We start from the raw sequence: 21,325 nt of genomic DNA, 5'->3' as shown, positions 1-21,325 counted from the left end.
AACGGGGTCGTGGGTCAGGCTGATTGCAGTCCCAGTGCTTCAGGACGGGCCGGACGCCCCAGCAGGAAGCCCTGTCCCGCCACACAGCCTTCGCCCCGCAGGACTTCAAGCTGTCGTGGCGTTTCAATCCCTTCCGCCAGCACGGAGATATTCATGGTGCGGCCAAGGGCCAGGACCGAGCGGACAATGGCGGCGGCATCCGAATTGGTTTCGATCCCCTTCATGAAACTGCCATCCAGCTTGATCCGGTCAAATGGGAAGGACCGCAGCGTATCGATGGATGAATAACCCGTCCCGAAATCATCCAGTGCAATCGCAACGCCCAGTTCCTTGATCCTGCGTACGATTTCCAATGCACGTTGCTTGTCATCAATAATTGAAGTTTCCGTTAATTCCAGTTCCAGCCGGGCTGGCGCCAGCCCGGTATTTTCCAGCGTTTCCTGAACCAGCCGAAACAGGTCAGGATGAAAGAACTGTACCGGCGACAGGTTTACCGCCAGTTTATAGGCAGGATCCCAGTGGGCCGCCTGTGCGCAGGCGGTCTGCAGCACCCATTCACCCAATGGAATGATCAGGCCATTTTCTTCCGCCACGGGAATGAACGTGGCGGGAGGCACCTCGCCACGTTCCGGGTGGTTCCAGCGCAGCAGGGCTTCGTAGCCAAATATCTCGCCCGTCGCTATGGCCGTCTGTACCTGATAATGCAGGGAAAGTTCACCCTTCTCCATTGCAGTCCTGAGATCCGCCGCAAGCGCACGTGCCTCACGGACCGTTTCATCCATGGATGGTTCATAATAGGCGACAGTCCGCACCGGGTCCGCCTTGGCGCGATACATCGCAAGGTCCGCGCGTGTCACAAGTGTTTCCTTGTCGGTCGCATCCTTCGGGAACAGCGCCAGCCCCACGCTTCCGCCGGTAGTGACGGCGTAATCATCAATCGGGATGGGCAGGTTGATGGCTTCCTCGATCCGGGCAACAAAAGCCGTCAGTTCGTCGGGATTACTGGTCAGGTGGACCGCCGCGAATTCATCACCACCCAGACGGGCCACGAATTCCCCTTTCCCCAGCATTTCGGTAAACCGGTTGGCAATGGTGACCAGAACGGCATCCCCTGCAGCGTGCCCCCTTACATCATTGATTTCCTTGAATTTATTTAGGTCAATGCCGATCAGGGCAAATTGCGTTCCGTCCTTTTTGGCATCCTCGATCACCTGATCCAGATGATCGTTGAAGCTGACACGGTTCGGCAGCGATGTCAGGGCATCGTGCAGGGCCATCTGCCGCATGCGTTCATAGGATTCCGCCCGCGTCGCATCATCAATCGAAAAGCTGTTCCCCCCCGTGGCGACAAGCAGAAGGGTCGTGATGGCCAGCGCAACCCCGAGCACGACCGGTGCATTGCCACCGGATGTAAGGTCAGCAGACAACATGGTCGTGCGCATGGCTGACACGCCGACAAAATGCAGTCCGGCAATGGCAGCGACAAACAGGACCGTCGCCAGAAATTCGCGGTGCCGGTTCGCGCTGCGCAGCAGGCACTGAAGCGACAGGGTGCCAAAAACCATGCCCAGCAGCAGGGACAATGCGATTGTTGGCGCGCTCCATGCCATATGTTCGCCAAAATCTACTGCATACATTCCTGAATAATGCATGCCAGCAATAGCCAGCCCCAGTACGGCGCCCCCCATGGCCGGCCCCATCCGGCTTTTGCTGGTGGTCGCGATGACGGTTGCCGCCAGTACGCCCCCGGCCGCCACAATGAACGAAAACAGCGTGAGCGGAATGTTCAGCAGGCCAGCAACGCCGGGCATGTAAGCCAGCAAGGCCAGAAAATGGGTGCACCAGATGGTGGTCGCGCCAGCTGCCGCACATTGCAGATACCATGAATGGTTTTGTCGTCCTGGCGTTGCAGCGATACGCGCCATGATACGTACAGTGATCCACGAACCCGCGATACAGACGATCAGGGCAGAAATAAGAAGGGGCATGTTGGAATCCACTATCGTTTCAAACAATTGGGGCACGGCATTATTCCATGAGTAAACAAACGCCATAATACATATGACCAATTTACTTAGACAAAATGTGTATGACGTAGATTATGTTATATTTTTATAACTGTATGGATAATCAATAATTTGAATATCCATGTTACTTTAACGATTTCTGTGGCGGATTAAGCGCTTACGTCCTTAATCGAATGCTTGTTGCAACAAAAATATACCTTACCCGATCGCCGATAAGTATCATTAATACAAATCAACTAATCGTGATATATTATTTATACCAATTGGTATAATTCCTAGATGCATTCCAAAGGATATATTTATCCTTATAGTCCATATTATACCGAAATTACAATCATATCATTTTTTTCTTATTTTTCATCGCATTGGCTTATATTCATCCAGATCATCGGTACAACGGTTTGTAACGATCATGCGCAGAAAGATAAAATGACCATCACTAAATATTGCAAACGCATTACCAATCGATAATACTTATAAAATATACGTATCCATTTGCCCGAATGAAATATCATCTGCATGACCTGCCACACCAGGGCAGACAGGCGAAATCAGACAGATGGCCATCACCATTCATGTAAACTGACCCAATGACATGCTGCGTATGACAGCTTCAGGGTTTCGAATACGGAAAATGACTTCTGGCAAGGGCTGAACTTACGCCCCGGTTTACCCAAAAGTAAAAATCCCGGGAGATAAGCTCCATACCAGAAAATAAAGAAAACAGCGCATCATTTTTCTGAATTCCGCAAATCCACGACAGATCTGCCAAATGCACATCCTGTTTCACATTACACAGATCAGTCCCCCTATTGCGCGTATGGGGCGACGCCCCTCATGGCAGCGTCTCCTGCCCATGCCGGCTGGCACGCCAACATGGATACCGCGCCCCATAGTCAGGAATGCCCGGGCCGTCATTGCGCCCAACGCGCCTGTTGCTGCAGATAAGGATAGCCTGACTGCCAATGTCCTCAGACCATGCCACTCCAGGGGGATGCGCAGAATCTTCCACGGCGACAGATGCCAGCCGTCATCACCACGCACTCGGGTCAGAACGAACGGATTTTCCACCTGCTCTGAATAATGGTGGAAAGTTGAGGGGACTTTTGTCATCCCGTCCAAACCCCGAGGGATCATTGTCATGCTACCCGGCGGAACGCACGATATCGGCCCTGAGCAGGATGAACATATCCGGCACGGAGACAATTTTTCGTGCACACGCGCGGCCCATGGAGCCCGCGGGGCTTTGCTATCCTCATTCCCGATATGATTGACCGCACCAACCTCCAGCCTACGCCCACATTGTCGCAAACCTGATTACCCTTGCACACCAGCAGGGACCGGAATCCGTTTTTCTTCGGGGCACGAGTCAGGGCAGCAGCATTACTAATCAGATAAGCGACGGCGCTGGCAATTTCGTCCGGCCGGGCAAAGCGGCCCGTTGGCACCGGCGTGCGGAAGATATCGCCGACCGGCCCGAACCAGACCTGCCTGCCCGGTTCCGTCTCAACCACAGCGGGCGAGATGGCGTTGACCGTCCCCCCCGACGCGCCACCATTCAAACGCCAGCACCTTTGTCAGGCCCGGAATGCCAGCCTTGCTCGCGCTATAGGCCACATGCTTGTCCAGTGCGACGAGTGCCGCCTGCGATGCAATATGTTCACGATCCGCCCGAAACCCCTTCCTGCACATGGCAGGCTCGATCCAAACCCCCCCCAAGGTCGAGCAGCGACATCGCAGCCTGACTGTCATCGGGCGGAAGTCAGGGCATCAGCGCCGAAGGCGGCACGTAGGCTGCAGCGTCACGCCATACAGCCCCCGGCGACAGGGGGGATAGCAATGCCCCGGCCCGAAACGGGTCGGGCACCAGTAAAGCAGCAGCGTGCTGATAGCCGACTACCGCCCGTTTTACAGGGGCAGGCCATGATTTTCGGGCGCAACCTGCTACCCGAAAAAACCGGACACGTCATATGAAATCCGTCGTAAAAAACGCATGACTGGATTTACCGACAAGCGCTGGTCTTTCCCCATCAACATCCATATCTGCGCCTGAATAATTTTTTCGTGAGCAGTGTGGATGAAGAATACCGGTCTTTCGGCGGGCATGATGCTGGCGTTTGCGGCATTCGCCTCGTTTTCGATCAGTGACGCTTATTCAAAGCTGCTTGCGGGGCAGATTGATCCGTTTGAAGTGGCGTTTTCCGGCGGTGTTTTCGGGCTGCTGCTTATTCCCTTCATACGGGGAAAAAACGAATCCTACCGCGACCTGATCGTAATCAGGCAGCCGGTCATGTGGCTGGTGCGGGCGGTATCCACCTTTGCCGCTACGGCGGCGAGTGTCGAAGCCTTCATGCTCCTGCCCATGCCGGAGGCTTTCTCCCTTATTTTCCTCATGCCACTTTTTGTGACCATCCTCTCGGTCTTACTGCTGCGTGAAAAGGTTTCCACACTGGGATGGCTGTCGGTCATCGTGGGCTTTGTCGGCGTGCTGATCGTGCTGCGGCCCGGTCTGCGCGCGCTTCAGTTCGGACATCTGTGCGCGCTGATCTCGGCCGTGGCGAATGCGGTCGGCGTCATTGCCTACAGGTTGTCAGGAAAGAACACACCACGCCTGTCCATGTTCAGTTCCAGCCTGTGCGGTCCCCTGCTGGGCAATGGGATCCTGATGCTGGCCCATGCAAGCTGGCCACAGGGGGCAACGGTATGGATGTTCCTGTTCGGCTATGGTTTTCTGGCCGCACTCGGGCAGCTTCTCATGATGATGGCCGCCACCCGGGCTACCGCCAGCGCAATCGCCCTGCCGCAATACAGCCAGATGCTGTGGGCCGTGGCGTTCAGTTTCTACGTATTCCATGAACCGCTGGACAACTGGACCTTTGTCGGTATCGCTGTAATCGTCGCGTCGGGTCTTTACAAATGGGCCTATCCGCGTGCGATTACCAAACTGGCAGTCATAAAGCGGCAGAGGATCATTCAGCCGCCATGTGGTCCGTACCCACTGGCCTGATAACACGATAACCGTGGACCGTACGCCCGCAGGCTTTTCATGCCAGGGGGCGCATATCATGACCAGCATCCGCCCCATGGTCAGCATGACTGTCGGTCAGGCCAGCATGTACATCCCGACGTCCGGGATCGGCCTGTTGCCTGACGTGACACCGGTCCATTCGCAGGGCCATCAAATATGGAAAAATCAAATCCGATAGAAGGCTCATCCTGATCCTGCTGTTTTAGGGGCTGTCATAGGGCAAGCCAGTAAAGGATTGAGCTCGCAGCCTGATCGTTCGACAGATCTTTTCCGGCAAACGCGGGGCAGTTCATTGTCACGCAATCAAGCCAGCCCCGGGAGCGTGAAGGATCATACCGGGTGCATTCACATTAATTATGCGGGCTGCGTATCAATGCGACAACGATATCGGGCCATATCCGCCTTTCACGATCGGACAATACGATACGGATGCGGACAAGATCGGGAAATCCGTCCGTTGCCCATTCCGCCAGCCACTGCCCACGGGCAAAATAACTGATTTCCAGATCCGAAACAGGGGACAGCAGAACGGCCCTCTGCGGTGGACCTGGCAATCCCCGTGGCATGACATGCTGATGGGGCAGCCAGGATAAAAGCAGAGCGTTCCCTTCGCGGGTCAGGCGGACATCCGCCAGACGATCGGCAGACGCCATCGCCGCCCCTTCGGGCAGGCGGGTACGGAAAACCATACCATGATGGGTACCCGTCAACGTGCGGGTATCCAGACTGCTGCCGGGATCAGCCTGTTCGATCATCGGACGCAACAGGCCGTCAAGATCGATCAGGCGCTCGCTTTCCCCAATGGACCTGCGTTGCCGCTCGAACACCGTGACGCCGAAATAAGTGCCCTGACCCAGCGTGGCCAGCAGGACGCCGAATATGACCAGAACCACCAGCAGTTCCAGCAACGTAAAACCCGCATCGGATACAGGCCCGTCATATCGGTCATGACGGGTCATGGTCCGCCCCCTGCCGCCCGACCGATACGCATCGTGCGCAACAGGACCATGCGCGGATTATCTTCATCCGCCGGCGCTGTCCTGTTCTCACCGCGCGACCACGTTTCCGCGACCTCGACGGAATAAAGCGTAAGGCGTCCCGCGCTCTGGACGGGTACGATGCGCAGTCGCCATCGAAAACCATGGCCATCATCGCCTTCCTGCACCGTAGCCGACACAGCCAGCCCATGCCCTACGACCGCCAGATGGGACTGCGCACGCGACAGGGCCTCTGACGCGCGATCAGCAATCCATGCGTTGCGCCATCCCCCCATGCCCGTATCAAACAGGACACCCAGCGCAAGGGCGGCAATGAAAAAGGCGACCATGACCTCCAGCAGGGTAAAACCCGCATCATGCCCCGCCCGTTCCGTCATGGAACGTTCTCACGCACCGTCACGCTACCCGTCAGGGCACTGGCGGCAAGCGTGATCCGCCGCCCGCCCCGCAACAGCGTGACCGTACGGCCCGTCACACTCCCGTCGGGATGGAATACAAGGGTGACATCATCCGCCAGCATGACGCCGTATGGCAGCGCATGGGACGGCCTGCCCTCCATGCCATACCGGCCCAGCGGCGCATTAGCCTTGAAGATGACGGGGCGGGCCATGACAATGGCGGTCATGCGTCCATCACGCATGGCGGCCATCATGCCCTGTGCCGCGACGCGCAGTTCCAGCGTGGGTGAACGCATGGGACCACGAGACACGATCACCATACCAACCAGCCCCAGCACGGCCAGCACCACGATCATTTCAAGAAGGGTGAACCCCTCCGCACGTTTCACGCTAGTGCTGCGCAAGGTCGTTCAGCCCGAGCATGGCCAGCATCAGCGACGATACGATACCGGCGATCATGGCCCCCATGACGATGGTGATCAAAGGCACCAGCAGCGCCACCAGACGCTGTACCCGCAGGCGCACCTGTTCTTCATGAATACCGGCGGCCCGTAGCGCAAGCGGGCCAAGCTGCGCCGTATCCTCTCCCAGCCTGAGCAGATGGATGGTGCGGGAGGGAAACAGGCCGGATGCACCAAGCGAACGCGACAGCACGCCACCGCCCCGCGCGGTATCCGTTGCCTGTTCCACTGCCCCCAGCACGGCCCGGTTGCCGATCACATCACGTACAATGCCCAGCGCTGCCAGCAGGGGCACACCGTTGGTCAGCAGGGTACCCAGAGTACGTGTAAATCGTGCTGCGATCGTCTCACGCAATAACACGCCGATCACGGGCAGATGCAGCCATAACCGGTCAGCACGCAGGCGGGGACCGGGCTGGCGGAGTATCCACCTTCCTCCCATACCGATCAGGAACAGGCCGGACAGCGCAATCACCCCGTATTGCGCCAGCCAGTGCCCCGCCCCGATCAGCAGACGGGTGGAAGGCGGCAGTGTCGCCCCGTTTTCCATGAATAACGGTACGAACTGCGGCAGCACCTGCGTCAGAAGCAGAACGACAGACCCCACGGCGGCGACCGACAGCAGGGCAGGATAGATCATGGCGGACTGGATGGTCGCAACCAGCGCGCGTTCACGCTCCATCATGCCCGCCAGATGTTCAAGCGTGGCAGACAGGCTTCCCCCCGCTTCGGCCGCCCGGACCAGCCCGACATACAGCGGTGGAAAACTGTCCGGGCATGAAGCCAGCGCCACATGCAGGCTGCGCCCGTCACGCAACGCAACGCGGATACGCTCCAGCACCGTGCGCGTACGCGGACCGGACGCCGTTTCGACCAGAAAACGCATGGCCCGGTCCAGATCCTGCCCCGCCGCCAGCATGACGGAAAGCTCCCGCGTCAGGTGCGTGACCTCCGTACGACGCAGGCCGTGGCGGCGACCGGCAAAACGGAAATTTCCCGACGGCAGCCATCCCAGCAGAAACTGGATTATTCCCAGTCCCCCCGGTTCAGCGCGAAGCGGCAGATTACCCTGCCGCCGTATCCATGCGACGGCTTCGGCCTCGCTGGTGGCACTGACCGTACCCCGTATGGTCTGTCCGTCGGGGGTCAGGGCCGAAAAGCGGAATGTATGACTGACGGACGAAGGCTGGATCATGGCTGTTCCGCCCGTATACTGCGGGTGACTTCCTCGATCGTGGTCTGGCCGGTAAGGGCGGCGTTCAGCCCCGTCTCGAACATCGGCACCATGCCGCCTGCAATCGCCGCACGTTCAATGGCCGCGTGGTCGCCGCCCGTAAAGACCAGATGCGTGACCACCTCATCAGGCACCAGGAATTCCGTAATGGCCAGACGACCGGCATACCCGGTGTGACGGCAACGGGGACAGCCCATGGGCTGAAACAGGATGACTGCCTGCCCGCCGCTGCGTTCCGCCAGGCCAAAACGGGTAACCAGTTCGGGTGATGCCGGCCGGGGCTGGCGGCAGGCCCCGCACAACCGCCGCACCAGGCGCTGCGCCATGACCCCACGCAGCACGGCGGTCAGAAGATAATCCTCCACCCCCATGTCGCGCAGGCGCACGATGGCGGCAGCGGCAGAGTTCGTATGCAGGGTGGACAGGACCAGATGCCCGGTCAGGGCGGCCTGAACCGCGATCTGCGCGGTTTCCACGTCACGGATTTCGCCCACCATCACGACATCCGGATCCTGTCGCAGGATGGCACGCAGTAATGTTGCAAAGTTCAGGCCGATCTGTGGCTTGACCTGAATCTGGCTGATGCCGGGTAGCTGGAATTCGATCGGGTCCTCGACCGTGACAACATTCCGATCAACCGTATTAAGGGTTAGCAGACCGGAATAAAGGGTTGTGGTTTTCCCCGATCCGGTTGGCCCGGTCACCAGAACCATGCCATTGGGCAGCGCAAGCGTCCGGGACAGGCACGCGACCACGGCTGGTGCTATACCAAGGGTTGCATAATCAAACGTTACGGCCGAGCGGTCCAGAACGCGCAGCACCACCGTTTCACCATGCAGGGAGGGAATGGTGGAAACGCGGAAATCGACCTCATGCCCCCGGATGGGCAGGCGGATACGTCCATCCTGCGGCAGGCGGCGTTCGGCAATGTCAAGACGCGCCATGATCTTGATACGCGAGATGACAGCCGCCGTCAGTGATGCAGGCGGGCTTTCGACTTCGTGCAATATACCGTCATAACGGTAGCGTATGCGCAGGCGGTCTTCGAACGGTTCGATATGGATATCGGATGCCCGGTTTTCGACCGCGCGGAAAATGATCTGATTGACAAGCCGGATGACCGGCGCTTCAGACGCCATATCGCGCAGGCGTTCCGTATCTTCCTCAAACGGCGTATCGGCTTTTTCTTCTCCTTCCGACGCATCGCTCGGGGGATAAAGACGCTCGAAGGCGGCTTCGATCTCAACGGGGATCGCAATGGCGGGTGTCACCGCAAGGCCCGTGGCGGCAGTGATCGCGGCCGTGGCAAAGTGGTCCAGCGGATCGGTCAGCGCGACGACAAGTGCATGCTCCGTGCGGACGATCGGCAGCGCATGGACATCACGCAGGAAACGTGGCCGCAACCTGTCGGACAGGATGGGTTCAGCAGGAAACTGGTCGGGGGTGACAATAGGCATTCCCAGCAGTTCGGCATAGGCTTCCGCCAGTCCCCGTTCTGAAATCAGCCCCAGCCGCAGAAGGGCGATATCAACCCGCCCCCCCATATCCACCGCCGCCCGGCGTGCGCGATCAAGCGTACGCGGATCGCACCGCCCCGTCCGGGCCAGAAGCTGAAGCAGACGTGTCTGCGCTGTATCGGGTGCAGGCGTCCCCTCCGTCACGACTACCGGTGCGGGAGCGTCATCCCCATACGGTTCCGTCATCATGACGCGCCGCCCCCCACATCAAAAAGGAATACAAGCCACGTGACCAGACCCAGCCCTGGCCCGAACGGAATGCGGATGGCCGTCACATGGCCCCGTTCGCTGTGCACAGGCCGGACATCCATCTGCCTGTGCAGGGACAGGCCGGTATATGATGCCACCCCCGTTGCAACCAGTGTCACGATGGCGCCACCCGCAATGACGAAAGGCAGGGAATCAAGGCCCGTCCACGCCCCGGCCGCAGCCAGCAGCTTCGCATCCCCCATGCCCAGTCCCTCGTACCCGCGCAGGCGACGGTACATCAGCGCAATCAGACGAAAACTGCCATACCCCACTGCCGCCGCGACCGTATGCGCGGGCACGGCTGCGGGTGACAGCAGGCGACATGACAGCAATCCCCCCAGCAGTAACGGCAGGGTCAGCGCATCGGGCAGACGCAGAATTTTCAGGTCAATCCAGCCCAGTGCAAGCACGCACCAGCCCAGCGCGCAGCCACTCCATATCCATACCGGGTCCGGTGTGGAAAAACGCATGTATCCCGCACACGTCACGATAACCGCCACCCCCAGCGCCAGCAGCTCGACCAGGGGATGGAGCCAGCCGATAGGTACATGGCAGTACCGGCACCGTCCGCGCGCCAGGACATAACTCAGTAACGGCACCAGATTGCGGGCCGTCAGTACCGATCCACAGTGCTCACAGGCGGACCGGGACAATATGACCGGCAGGCCACGCGGCAGGCGACGGATCAGGACACCAAGGAATGATCCCGCGAAAGGGGCGGCCAGCAGCGCAACAAGAGACGTTCCGTCCATTCCCGCACATCCCGTCTAGGGGTTGCATATCTGGTGGGCGGGATCATCTCCATGACCAGCCGGTCCGGCAGAGCACAGGTCATAATCATGACCGGGACGATCGGAAGGATTGCGATAGATATAAGGATGGTTCCACGGATCGAGCAGCGGATGACTGTCCTTTACATAAGGACCGTTCCACGTCTCGGAATCGGTGGGACGGGCCACAAGGGCCTGCAGGCCTTCATCGGTGGAAGGATAGGACCCGACATCAAGTTTATAAAGATCGAGGATCTGCCCCATCCGTTCGATTGACTGCCGGGCGATGGAGGCCCGCGCCCCACCCAACTGGCGCAGGGCCGCCGGGGCGACCAGCCCGATCAGCAGGCCAAGGATTGCAATAACGACAAGCAGTTCAATTAACGTGAATCCTGCCTCGTCGCGTTTTTCGTGGAATCCGATGAAACGGACGACATTTTTTCTTTTCCCTGAAATAAACTGCCGTTCTTTTCTTGCGTTTTGCAAATGATTGCGCGGGGCCATCCCTCCGCATTGCACAACGTCGCGGTCAGAAGGTGCGGGAGAACGATGGGCATTCCTTATCTGGCCTGCATGGCGCTTGTCGCATCGCTCTATCATCTTCCGCCGCGCGTACTGCCTGCAATCCAGGCGGTGGAAGGGGGGTATCCCGGTCTGGAACACCCCAATACCAACGGCACCCGTGACCTGGGGGTCATGCAGGTCAATACGGCATGGCTTGTTCCACTGGCCCGTTATACCGGTACCCCCGTAACCATGGTCTATCGCCGGTTGCGTGATGACATCTGCTACAACATCGCGGCGGCAGGGGCGATCATGCGCACCCAGCTGGATGCCACGCATGACGGTCTGCTTCGGGCTGTCGGCAATTACCATTCCCATACTCCCGACCTGAACCGGGCCTATCAGTTACAGGTCATGCAATCGGCAGCCCGCCTGTTCGCCACGGCACAGACCGGACAGTGAAACGTAATCGCCATGCTGGCCGATACTTTCTCCGACACCCGGAACACACCATGGATGCGAGAGTTTCCCTGACCATGAAAATACGCGACGTGCGGGACTGGTGGTTACGACAGATGCGCGACCTCATGCCTGCGTGGCTCAGGCATGAAAGCCGTGCATTCGATGGCTACATGATCGACTACCTGCCCGATAGGATCATGCTGCGCCTGCCGGACGGAACGGCCATGTCCGTGCCCACCCCTGCGCGGCAGGCGGATGATGGGGACATACCGGCGCCCGATCAGTCCACCATGCACGACGCGCTGGCGGCGATCGTGACAACCCATGGTCGCAGGGAAGTCATCCTGCATCCAGATCCCGCGATGCTGCTGGAACGTGAAGTGATCCTGCCGCCAGCAGCGGAACACTCCCTTGACCATGTACTGACCTACGAAATGGACCGCCTGACGCCCTTTGTCGCGGCGGATGTTGTTTTCGGCGCACGGGTCATGCGCCGGGACATGGCGGCGGGACGGCTGCATGTGCTTCTTTCACTTGTTCCGACCGCGGCACTGCGTGGGTTACTGCCCGTCCTGCGCACAGTCGGCATGGAGCCAGTGGCGCTGGAAATCCCCCGTCCCGGTCATAATCCCCTGCGCCTTTCGCTGACACGGCGGGGATCAGAGGCGCAGCGCCGCACCCGGCACCTTCTTACCGGGGCGGCAGCGACATGCGGTGGGCTGGCGGTCGTGGCCCTGATCCTGCCCTTTGTATTGCAGTCCGTGGCTTACGCACGGCTGGACCGCCGCATGGCCAGTGTGCGTGCCCCGGCACAGGCCGCGACCCGCATCAGGCAGGACATACAGGGCGAAGCCGCAGGACGAAACCTTATGCGCGCCGAACAGCAGAGACTGGGTAATCCCCTTGTCATACTCGACGCCCTGACCACGGCCCTGTCCGATGAGACCTACCTGACCGACCTGTCCCTGCAGCAGGGACGACTGCTGATAAGCGGCCAGTCGCATGCGACGACTGCGGTCATACAGGCGATGAACGCCGACCCGGTTTTTGTGGCACCATCCTTCGCGGCCCCCGTCACCCAGTCCAGCGACCGGGGCTACAGCCAGTTTTCCATACAGGCTACGGTGGGAAAACGCTGATGGTTTCCCTGCAGCCCCCCACCATGACACAGGGCATCCTGCCCGAAGGGCGGCCGGGCAGGATACTGGCATGCGCCATGACGGGTATCGTCATTCTGGTGATGTGGAACGGCATCGCGCTGCCACTGATGGGCTGGTACCATCAACGGGCCGAAACACTGGCCATGCGCACCGCAATGACCGCCCGCATGACCGAACTGGCGGCGGCCCTGCCCGCCCTGCGCCAGCGGGCCGCGACATCCCGCCCCACGCCGTCGTTTTTCCTCAACGGGGCCAACGATACGGTTACCGCCGCCGCGTTGCAGGACCGGGTGCAGGAAATGGCATCTGCGCTGGGCGCGACACTGTCGAGTGTGGAAACCCTGCCCGCCGTGCAATCAGGGGCCTATCACCGCATCAGCGTGCGGATTGCCACCACGGTTTCCTTTGAAACGGATGTCCGGCTGCTGGATGCAATTGCGCGGGCGACGCCAGCAATGGTGGTTGATGAACTGCAACTGCACCTTGCCGCAGGGGCGCGGCGCGACAGTCCCATGCTGGATACGGCCATGACCGTCATTGCCTACAGGCCGGAAAGCAGCACGCCGCGCAAGGGGGCGCAATGATCCGCCCTTCCCTGCCCCGCCGGCTGCCCGTTCCTGCCGGCCTGCTGGCGCTGGTCTGCTGTGGCGTGATGCTGGCGGGCATTGTGATTGAAGAATGCCGCAGTCCCGCCGCCCCCCACCAGCCTGCGCAACCCGATATCCTCAGGGGACTGCCCATGGCGCAGGGGGGCGGGCAGAATGGGACAGACCGGCTGGAAGGCCTGTTGCCGACCATCCTCCAGCGGCCCCTGTTCGTTCCCTCCCGTCGCCCGGCGAATAACGGTACCATGGCCATGCCGGGCATGCGGCTGAGTGGCATCGTGGTCGGACCGGGCGGCAGCAGGACTGCCATCTTTTCCCTGCCCCGCGGCGCAGTTCCATCGGGCGCCATGCACGGCCCCGGCAATCCCGTGGTTGCAGGCAGTCGCGGCATACTGGCGCGTGAGGGGGACGTGATCGGGCCATGGCGCATACGCCGGATCGGACCGGGAACAGTGGGCGTGGAAGGCAGTCATGGCATGACGGAACTGCGTCCTGATCGGGAGCGCGGTGGTAGCAAACGCGCCCCACCAGGCAGCCTGCAGGGCGACGATGCGTCTGCCGGTCCGGATGATGCCATTACACTCCCTGAAGCCCGCTTTCCCGTTCCCCCGCCCCCTCCGGCCCGGTCGCATCCATGAACCCATTTTCTGTTGCCCCTACCCGCTTCGCCACCCTGTCCGGGTGGTGTGCCGCCCTGCTGGTGTGCATGTCCGTGACAGGATGCGATACGGGCGCACCGCCCAAGGTATCGCCACTGCCCGGTCCCCAGTTGCTGCATGGCGGGGCCGAACCCCCGGTGAACGGGCCGGTCGGATCGACCGATCGTCCCATGACGGCACAGGTCAGCTATGGCCGAGACAGCAGCCCCCGTCTGGGTCACGAAGTACAGACGACCCCATCGGGAACCGTGACGCTGGATTTTGCCGATACGGATATCCGTGATGTCGTGGCGCAGATATTGGGCAATGTGCTGCACGTCAATTACACGATCGATCCAGCCGTAACAGGCACGGTCACACTGCATACCGCAACACCACTACTGGCCGGTGAAATGCTGCCAGTCCTGCAGATGCTCCTGTCGGAAGTGGGTGCTACACTGGGCCGGATGGGCGACCTGTACCGGGTAACGCCCGGTGCCGGCAGACCTGCGGGCACCGCTGCCGGGGCGGGTACCGCTGGCGGCAGTCCGGTGGGGCTGGCGGAAGATCCGGCAATGGCGGGCAGCATCATGGTACCCCTGCGCTATGCCGGGGCGGAAGACCTTGCCAAGGCGCTGCAACCCTTCATGCAGGGCAGCGGCCATGTCAGCGCGGTCAGCGGAGCGAATGCACTGCTTGTCGCCGGCGATCCCGTCACGCGCAATACGATCGTGGATCTTATACACGCCTTCGATGTCGATATGCTGGCGGGACAGTCCTATGCCCTCCTTCCCGTCTCCTCCGGTGCGGCACGCGACATGGCCACGGCGTTGCAGGAAGCCCTGCGCGGTCATGGCGGCACACTGGCGCAGATGGTACGGGTCATTGCGATGTCGCGCGTGGACGCCGTGCTGATTGTGGCCAGTTCCGCCCGATACATTACCGACACGCGTCGGCTGTTCGACCTGCTGGAACGGACCCGGCGGACGACAATGCGTACATGGCATGTCTATTATATCCAGAATACCAATGCCAATGACGCGGCCTATATCCTGCAGCAGGCCTTTACCCCTGACGATGTGACAGCCCAGCCCACCCAGCCACCACAGGCAAATATTCCCGGTGCGGGCCAGCAGGGCACCACGGGCATGGGTGGAGGCCTGTCCGGACTGGGGGGGGTGGGGGGCATGCAATCCGGCAGCACGCCGGGTGGCGGGGCCGGACTGGGGGCCGGCACGGGCATGATGTCCGGTGTCACACAACCCGGCGCACAGGGCGGTGCGGCTGGCGGCACGCAGCCTGCGAACGCCAATCCACTTCTGGGCGGCCTTGATAATACCGCCGGGGGAAACGGTCGGGTCCGGGGCATGCGGATCATCCCCAGCCCCCAGCATAATGCACTGCTGATCTATGCCACCGATCAGGAAAACGACACGATTGAAGACATGCTGCGCAAGGTGGACATCCTGCCCGTGCAGGTACGCATCGATGCCGTGATTGCCGAAGTGCAACTGAATGACGCCCTGCGCTACGGCACGCAGTTCTTTTTCAAGTCGGGTGGCATCAACGGGGTCCTGAGCAGCAGCAGCCAGACCATTACCACCGGCAAGCTGGCCTCCGCCGCGTTCAGTCATACCCTGCCCGGTTTCATAATCGGCAGCGCAAGTGGCAGCGGGGGCGCCCCCATCGCCCTGGACGCACTGCAGAATGTGACAAAGGTACATGTCCTGTCCTCGCCCCAGATCATGGTGCTGGACAACCAGCCCGCGCGCCTGCAGGTGGGACAGCTTGTTCCGATCCAGACGGGATCACAGTCCAGCACGATCGGGACCTCGATCTACAACCAGTTCACGTACCAGCCCACCGGGGTCATCATGCAGGTGACGCCACGGGTCAATAACGGCGGACTGGTGACGCTGGATATTTCGCAGGAAGTCAGTTCGGTCAGTTCCACATCATCCAGCACGGTCAACCCGACCTTCAATGACCGCTCCGTCACTTCCCGCGTGGTCATACAGGACGGGCAGACGCTGGGGCTGGCCGGGCTGATTACCGATACATCTTCACGTAACAACAGTGGCATTCCATGGCTGAAGGATATCCCGGTGCTGGGCATACTGGCAGGCGACCAGAGCAATAACCGCCAGCGCACGGAACTGCTGGTTCTCATTACCCCCCATGTCATGCATGACCAGCGTGATGCACAGGCGCTGACCGCCGACCTGCGCGATGCATTGCCCAATGCGGCAGGCGTGCCCGATGAACTGCTGAACATGCGTTCCACCGGCAGCGCCGACCCGCAGGCCCGCATCCGACGTGGCGTCGGTCTGGGGCCATGAAAACCCCACCGCCATGCCTGCGAACCATGACCGATGGTGGTTTCGCACTGCTGATCGTATTATGGACGGTGGTCCTGCTGTCATTTCTGGCATTTGCCATCGCATCCGCAGGACGGGGGCAGATACATACGACCGACATGCTGCGCCTTCATGCACGCCTGCAGCAGGAAGCCGATGGAGGGATATGGGAAGCAGCGTTCCACCTGCTTGATACTTCGGCCGGGCATTGGGGGGCGGATGGAACCGATCACCTGATCCGGCACGGAAACACCCGCCTGGACCTGCGGATCACCAGTGAAGCGGGAAAAATCAATCCCAACATTGCCTCAACCGGGCTGCTGCTGGCGCTGTTACGGGCGACAGGGTCGGATATGCACGAAGCGCAGGCGCTCACCCTCAATATCCGTGCGTGGCGCTTCCCGGCATCATCTGACAGTGCAGCACTGCCCGGCACAATGGCCGCCTATGTCACGGCCGGCCGGCCCTACGGACCGCCGGGCGCACCGTTCCAGAGCGTGGGGGAACTGCGTCTGGTGCTTGGCATGACGCCCGTAATCGCAGCCCGGCTTATACCGCATCTGAGCATATACTGGGATGATGAACCGGTTGTCGAACAGGCTGATCCGGTGGTGCGTCAGGCCATGATGAGCGTTGGGAACACTTTTCCCACTGGTGGAATGCCCCGGGCCGAGCGGGTGGTCAGTATTGAAGCTGCTGCGATAGACAGGTCCGGCGCACGCGCCTTCCGTCATGCGATCATCATGAAGGCACCTGCTGATAACTCTGCAGTCCCCGTCAGATTACTGGAATGGGACATTCCTGTAGGAAAATAAAACGTATGGCTGTGCTTCGGGGCTGCATTAAAAATCAGTTAAAATATTTTTCTGTCCGGGCAACCTGTCCATAACCCTGCCGTTCGAGACACGAGATCTCATGCCTGTATATTCTTGAAATATGGCAAGATGATTCTCAAATAAAACGAAAATAGACGCGACAGTCATGATCGTGTTCTTATGCCCTGAAATATCCAGAAATAATGATATGGAACAAGTAATGACGTCGAGTCCATAACCCGTATACTTCGGCACGGCGTCTGAAGTGCGGGTTCATCCTATGCCGGAGTACGTAAAAATGGAAATTTCCAATCAGGATGTCCCCAGAATAATCGGCAACGGTCATTCTGGCCGAAAAGTATATGGGACCGCCATCAGGCTGGTCCTTGCCAGTAGCATTGCGGGCTATATCCCCTTTACCATGGCGCACGCGCAGACCGCAGTAACCCCGGTTCCCGGTTTTCCGGCGCCCACGACCCATTCGCAACAGGCCTATAGCCCGTTCGACACGTTCACCTCCCGGTGGACACGTGCGGATGCGCGGCAGATCAAGGCCCGATCCGACCCGAATGTTGCGGTAGGAGCTAATTCCATGCCGACCAGCGTGACAATGCCCGATATACCCGCCGACTTTCCCCAGACGAACCCCGATGTCTGGCTATGGGATACATGGACGTTGATCGATGCCCACGCCAACCAGTTCAGCTACAATGGATGGGAAGTCATTTTCGCGCTTACGGCTGACCCCAATGCCGGATACACGTTTGATGACCGGCACGTGCATGCACGTATCAGTTATTTCTATCGCCGTGCAGGCATCCCCGCTTCGGCGCGGCCGCGTAACGGGGGCTGGATATATGGTGGTCACCTGTTCCCCGACGGAGCCAGCGTAAAGGTATTCGGTTCCACAACACTGACCAACAATGCCGAATGGTCGGGATCGACCCGCCTGCTGAAAACGGACGGGAACGAGGTGGCGGTGTTTTATACCGCACTTGGCTTCAACCGCACGGCGGATGGTGCAAACGTCGCGCCCCCCGTTGCGATCATTTCCAAGGCGAACGGCCGGATCCATGCGGACCTGAACCATGTCTGGTTTACCGGTTTCAACAACCATACCGGCCTGCTGCAGCCTGATGGAACCTATTACCAGACCGGGCAGCAGAATGAATTCTATTCCTTCCGCGACCCCTTCACGTTCGAGGATCCGCAGAACCCCGGACAGACATTCATGGTATTCGAAGGGAACACGGCAGGCGAACGCGGCGCCAAGGACTGCACGGCAGCCGATCTTGGCTATCAGGCGGGCGACCCATATGCCGAAGACCTGGATACCGTACAGAATTCGGGGGCAACATACCAGAAAGCCAATATTGGCCTGGCGGTATCCACCGACAGCTCCCTGACGCAATGGCGTTTCCTGCCACCCCTTATTTCTGCGAACTGTGTCAATGACCAGACCGAGCGGCCTCAGGTCTATATCAAGGATGGGAAATACTATCTGTTCACCATCAGTCATCGCTCGACTTTTGCTGCCGGCATTGATGGGCCAGATGGGGTCTACGGTTTTGTCGGCAATGGCGTGAGAAGCGATTTCGAGCCGCTGAACTGGGGCAGCGGTCTGGCACTGGGCAACCCCACCGACCTCAATACCGCAGCGGGTTCGGATTTTGATCCCGATCCACAGCAGAACCCACGAGCCTTTCAGGCCTATTCGCATTATGTAATGCCCAATGGCCTGGTTGAATCGTTCATCGACACGGTAGAAGGCCGACGTGGCGGGGCACTGGCGCCCACCGTAAAGATCCAGATCAGTGATGCAACCACCCAGATCGACCTGTCTTACGGTCAGAACGGACTGGGTGGATATGGCAACATCCCGGCAAACCGGCATGATCTGGACTGGCAGGGGTTTGTGCGTGATCTGCTGCGGTCCGGAACGTCATCCAGCGCCAATGTGTCACTTGCTTCGTTCGTCCAGCAGCAATAATGCGGCCACTGTTCATATGATGCCTGCATTCTGAAGGGGGAGACATCAATAATATGCGGGCAGAAACGATACGGCGGACTGTATTGATGGTATTACTGACCAATCTGCCTGCGCTGGCGATGGCGCAGGCAGCCGACACGCAACAGATCCCTCCGTTACAGGCCACCACCCCGCAGTGGCGGCCGCTGCTGCATTATACGCCCCGACGCAACTGGATGAATGACCCCAATGGCCCGTTTTTCCACAAGGGGGTCTATCACCTTTTCTACCAGTACAATCCTGTAGCTCCGGAATGGGGCAACATGTCGTGGGGGCACGCGACCAGCACGGATCTGCTGCATTGGCATGAACAGGATGTGGCCCTGCCGTTCAGTGCGACAAAAGACATCTTTTCCGGAACGGTCGTCGTGGACACCCATAATACGTCCGGGCTTGGCACGCCTGATAACCCGCCACTGGTTGCATTGTACACCAGCGTTTTCAAGCAAGGCGCGCCCAGGGCGCCCGGTGTGCAGGCCCAGTCCCTTGCCTACAGTCTTGATGATGGCCGGACATGGAAGCCCTGCCAGAAGGATCCTGTCCTGACGTTATCACCTGACTCACTCCATTTTCGTGACCCTGGCGTTTTCTGGTACGCACCCGGTGGATACTGGGTCATGGCAACAGTCGTTGCAAATGCACCGGTCGTGAAGCTGTACAAATCATCAAACCTGACAGACTGGACGTTCCTGAGCGATTTCGGGCCTGCAGATTTTGTCCGGTCGGGCATGTTATGGGAAATGCCGTCACTGTTTCCCCTGCCACTGGATGGAAATCCGGCACAGCAGAAATGGGTGCTGATGCTGGGGGTCAATCCATGGGGCATCGCAGGCGGGTCGGGCAGTCTCTATTTTGTCGGCTCCTTCGATGGCACGACATTCCGGCCGGAAGGACTGCCGCCCAAGGGTTCAGACCCTGCGGCCCATGACTGGCTCGATCACGGGGCGGACCATTATGCCGCCATCCCGTTTGCGGGCCTGCCTGAAAACACACCGCTCACCATCGGCTGGATGGGCAACTGGGATTATGCAGCGCAGGTACCGACATCTCCATGGAAAGGCCAGATGACCCTGCCCATGGATATGGCCCTTCGGACAATTGATGGCCGCCCGCAGCTGTGCCTGGAACCTGACAGGCATTACATGGCACTGGTCGCTGCCCGGCCGGCGCTGTCTTTCGATGGACTGCAGCTTTCCTCCGGACGGCATCTGTTGCCCGACCGTGCGCGTGGTCAGGTTATGGATATCGACATGAGCATGCATATGCACGGCGCGGATCGTGCCGGAATATTCGTACGGGCGACGGCCGATGGCCGCATTGGCACCAGCATTGCGTATGACATGAAAAAGCATGTGCTGGTCATCGACCGGTCACATTCGGGTCTGACTGACTTCTCGCCCAAATTCAGTCAGGAACATATCGTCAATATGCCTGCCCCCACAGGGGAGGTTTCATTGCATGTCATTGTTGACCGCAACTCGGTGGAAGTTCTGTCACGCAATGGTTCGGTTGTCATAACGGATCTTGTCTTTCCGCCTGCCGATGCCGACCGCATCATCGCTTTTTCCGAAAATGGCATGACCGAATTCAGTCATATGAAAATAACGCTTCTGGACCGCGATCAGGAATAGAACCTGTCCTGTCCCGCAGTTGCCCACAGGGTGTACGGACATCCATCAATGCTGGACAGGACCAGTCAATGCCAGTTGGGCTTCCCGATCGTCCGAAATCGCGGATGACAGGTCATCCAGCCTGACCGGCTGTGAATTCAGGAGAATGGAAAAAACATGGTGGACCTGACGCGCATCAGTTGCCGACGCACCGTGGCCCGGACCATGACCGGGCTACTGTTTCTGGCCACCGCGATGACCTGCGGCATCACCGGCAGCCATGCAGGGTCCGTGTCCCATTCCCTGGACCAGATCCAGACCGTTGTCGTAATCTTTGCCGAAAACCGCTCCTTTGATAACCTGTACAATGGTTTCCCGGGTGCCGACACGTTTGCGGGCTGTTAAGCAGCATGGAAACGTGCCTCATCCGGACGGGGGGGGGTACACAGGCAGCCAAAATGAC

20 protein-coding genes are annotated in these 21,325 nt (G+C 59.6%); 10 read left to right on the top strand and 10 right to left on the bottom strand.

The window, feature by feature from the left end:
• Positions 1-14 precede the first annotated feature (14 nt).
• The 3 genes from ACE2AA_RS16045 to ACE2AA_RS16035 form a co-directional block, all read right to left on the bottom strand.
• The gene (locus tag ACE2AA_RS16045) at positions 15-1,988 is read right to left on the bottom strand and encodes a bifunctional diguanylate cyclase/phosphodiesterase (RefSeq protein WP_227001122.1); all 1,974 of its coding nucleotides are present in this window, start codon (positions 1,986-1,988) and stop codon (positions 15-17) included.
• Between the two features lie 1,178 nt (positions 1,989-3,166).
• Entirely contained in the window at positions 3,167-3,541 is a 375-nt protein-coding gene (locus tag ACE2AA_RS16040) for a hypothetical protein (protein ID WP_395372238.1), read from the bottom strand.
• Complete coding sequence (locus tag ACE2AA_RS16035; RefSeq protein ID WP_395370470.1) at positions 3,534-3,719, bottom strand: SDR family NAD(P)-dependent oxidoreductase; 186 nt, start codon at positions 3,717-3,719, stop codon at positions 3,534-3,536. The genes ACE2AA_RS16040 and ACE2AA_RS16035 overlap by 8 nt, the downstream gene beginning before the upstream one ends.
• Before the next feature lie 385 nt (positions 3,720-4,104).
• On the opposite strand from ACE2AA_RS16035, the gene ACE2AA_RS16030 reads away from it, so the two are divergent.
• Positions 4,105-5,034, top strand: coding sequence for a DMT family transporter (locus tag ACE2AA_RS16030; protein ID WP_395370468.1), 930 nt, complete (start codon positions 4,105-4,107; stop codon positions 5,032-5,034).
• A gap of 371 nt (positions 5,035-5,405) precedes the next feature.
• On the opposite strand, the gene ACE2AA_RS16025 is transcribed toward ACE2AA_RS16030, so the two are convergent.
• From ACE2AA_RS16025 to gspG, 7 genes are read right to left on the bottom strand one after another with little or no spacing between them, the layout of a single operon-like run.
• Positions 5,406-6,014, bottom strand: a complete 609-nt coding sequence (locus ACE2AA_RS16025; RefSeq protein ID WP_141302595.1) for a prepilin-type N-terminal cleavage/methylation domain-containing protein — start codon at positions 6,012-6,014, stop codon at positions 5,406-5,408.
• Positions 6,011-6,430, bottom strand: a complete 420-nt coding sequence (locus ACE2AA_RS16020) for a type II secretion system protein J (RefSeq protein WP_141262353.1) — start codon at positions 6,428-6,430, stop codon at positions 6,011-6,013. Before ACE2AA_RS16020 ends, ACE2AA_RS16025 begins: the two co-directional genes overlap by 4 nt.
• On the bottom strand, positions 6,427-6,840 hold the full coding sequence (locus ACE2AA_RS16015; protein ID WP_395370466.1) for a prepilin-type N-terminal cleavage/methylation domain-containing protein: 414 nt from the start codon (positions 6,838-6,840) through the stop codon (positions 6,427-6,429). Before ACE2AA_RS16015 ends, ACE2AA_RS16020 begins: the two co-directional genes overlap by 4 nt.
• Position 6,841: 1 nt before the next feature.
• Positions 6,842-8,107 (bottom strand): type II secretion system F family protein, encoded by a 1,266-nt coding sequence (locus tag ACE2AA_RS16010; protein WP_395370465.1) that lies wholly within the window; start codon positions 8,105-8,107, stop codon positions 6,842-6,844.
• A complete protein-coding gene (locus ACE2AA_RS16005) occupies positions 8,104-9,852 on the bottom strand; it encodes a GspE/PulE family protein (RefSeq protein ID WP_395370463.1) in 1,749 nt (582 codons plus the stop codon). The genes ACE2AA_RS16010 and ACE2AA_RS16005 overlap by 4 nt, the downstream gene beginning before the upstream one ends.
• Positions 9,849-10,664 (bottom strand): prepilin peptidase, encoded by an 816-nt coding sequence (locus ACE2AA_RS16000; RefSeq protein WP_395370462.1) that lies wholly within the window; start codon positions 10,662-10,664, stop codon positions 9,849-9,851. Before ACE2AA_RS16000 ends, ACE2AA_RS16005 begins: the two co-directional genes overlap by 4 nt.
• Positions 10,665-10,679: 15 nt before the next feature.
• The gene (gene gspG / locus ACE2AA_RS15995; RefSeq protein WP_227001129.1) at positions 10,680-11,105 is read right to left on the bottom strand and encodes a type II secretion system major pseudopilin GspG; all 426 of its coding nucleotides are present in this window, start codon (positions 11,103-11,105) and stop codon (positions 10,680-10,682) included.
• Positions 11,106-11,231: 126 nt separating this feature from the next.
• Here gspG and ACE2AA_RS15990 point away from each other — a divergent pair, with 126 nt between their 5' ends.
• From ACE2AA_RS15990 to ACE2AA_RS15950, 9 genes are all read left to right on the top strand, one after another.
• Positions 11,232-11,648, top strand: a complete 417-nt coding sequence (locus tag ACE2AA_RS15990; RefSeq protein ID WP_141302537.1) for a lytic transglycosylase domain-containing protein — start codon at positions 11,232-11,234, stop codon at positions 11,646-11,648.
• Positions 11,649-11,698: 50 nt separating this feature from the next.
• On the top strand, positions 11,699-12,787 hold the full coding sequence (locus tag ACE2AA_RS15985) for a PilN domain-containing protein (RefSeq protein ID WP_395370460.1): 1,089 nt from the start codon (positions 11,699-11,701) through the stop codon (positions 12,785-12,787).
• Positions 12,787-13,392, top strand: coding sequence for a type II secretion system protein GspM (gene gspM / locus ACE2AA_RS15980; RefSeq protein WP_141302533.1), 606 nt, complete (start codon positions 12,787-12,789; stop codon positions 13,390-13,392). Before ACE2AA_RS15985 ends, gspM begins: the two co-directional genes overlap by 1 nt.
• Positions 13,389-14,051, top strand: a complete 663-nt coding sequence (locus tag ACE2AA_RS15975) for a hypothetical protein (RefSeq protein WP_141302531.1) — start codon at positions 13,389-13,391, stop codon at positions 14,049-14,051. Before gspM ends, ACE2AA_RS15975 begins: the two co-directional genes overlap by 4 nt.
• Positions 14,048-16,390, top strand: coding sequence for a type II secretion system secretin GspD (gspD, locus tag ACE2AA_RS15970; protein WP_395370459.1), 2,343 nt, complete (start codon positions 14,048-14,050; stop codon positions 16,388-16,390). The genes ACE2AA_RS15975 and gspD overlap by 4 nt, the downstream gene beginning before the upstream one ends.
• Before the next feature lie 26 nt (positions 16,391-16,416).
• Positions 16,417-17,223, top strand: a complete 807-nt coding sequence (locus tag ACE2AA_RS15965) for a general secretion pathway protein GspK (RefSeq protein ID WP_395370457.1) — start codon at positions 16,417-16,419, stop codon at positions 17,221-17,223.
• Positions 17,224-17,521: 298 nt separating this feature from the next.
• Positions 17,522-19,213 carry a glycoside hydrolase family 68 protein gene (locus tag ACE2AA_RS15960; RefSeq protein WP_369693089.1) on the top strand — a complete coding sequence of 564 codons (1,692 nt, stop codon included), beginning with the start codon at positions 17,522-17,524 and terminating at the stop codon, positions 19,211-19,213.
• Between the two features lie 86 nt (positions 19,214-19,299).
• A complete protein-coding gene (locus ACE2AA_RS15955) occupies positions 19,300-20,883 on the top strand; it encodes a glycoside hydrolase family 32 protein (protein ID WP_395370455.1) in 1,584 nt (527 codons plus the stop codon).
• A gap of 156 nt (positions 20,884-21,039) precedes the next feature.
• Entirely contained in the window at positions 21,040-21,267 is a 228-nt protein-coding gene (locus ACE2AA_RS15950; RefSeq protein WP_395370454.1) for a hypothetical protein, read from the top strand.
• Positions 21,268-21,325: the final 58 nt, after the last annotated feature.

The sequence above is a fragment of the Komagataeibacter diospyri genome (assembly GCF_043995075.1).
Lineage (GTDB): Bacteria > Pseudomonadota > Alphaproteobacteria > Acetobacterales > Acetobacteraceae > Komagataeibacter > Komagataeibacter diospyri.
Note: the sequence above shows the minus strand (reverse complement) of the source record. Positions and strands in the feature narration are given on the sequence as shown.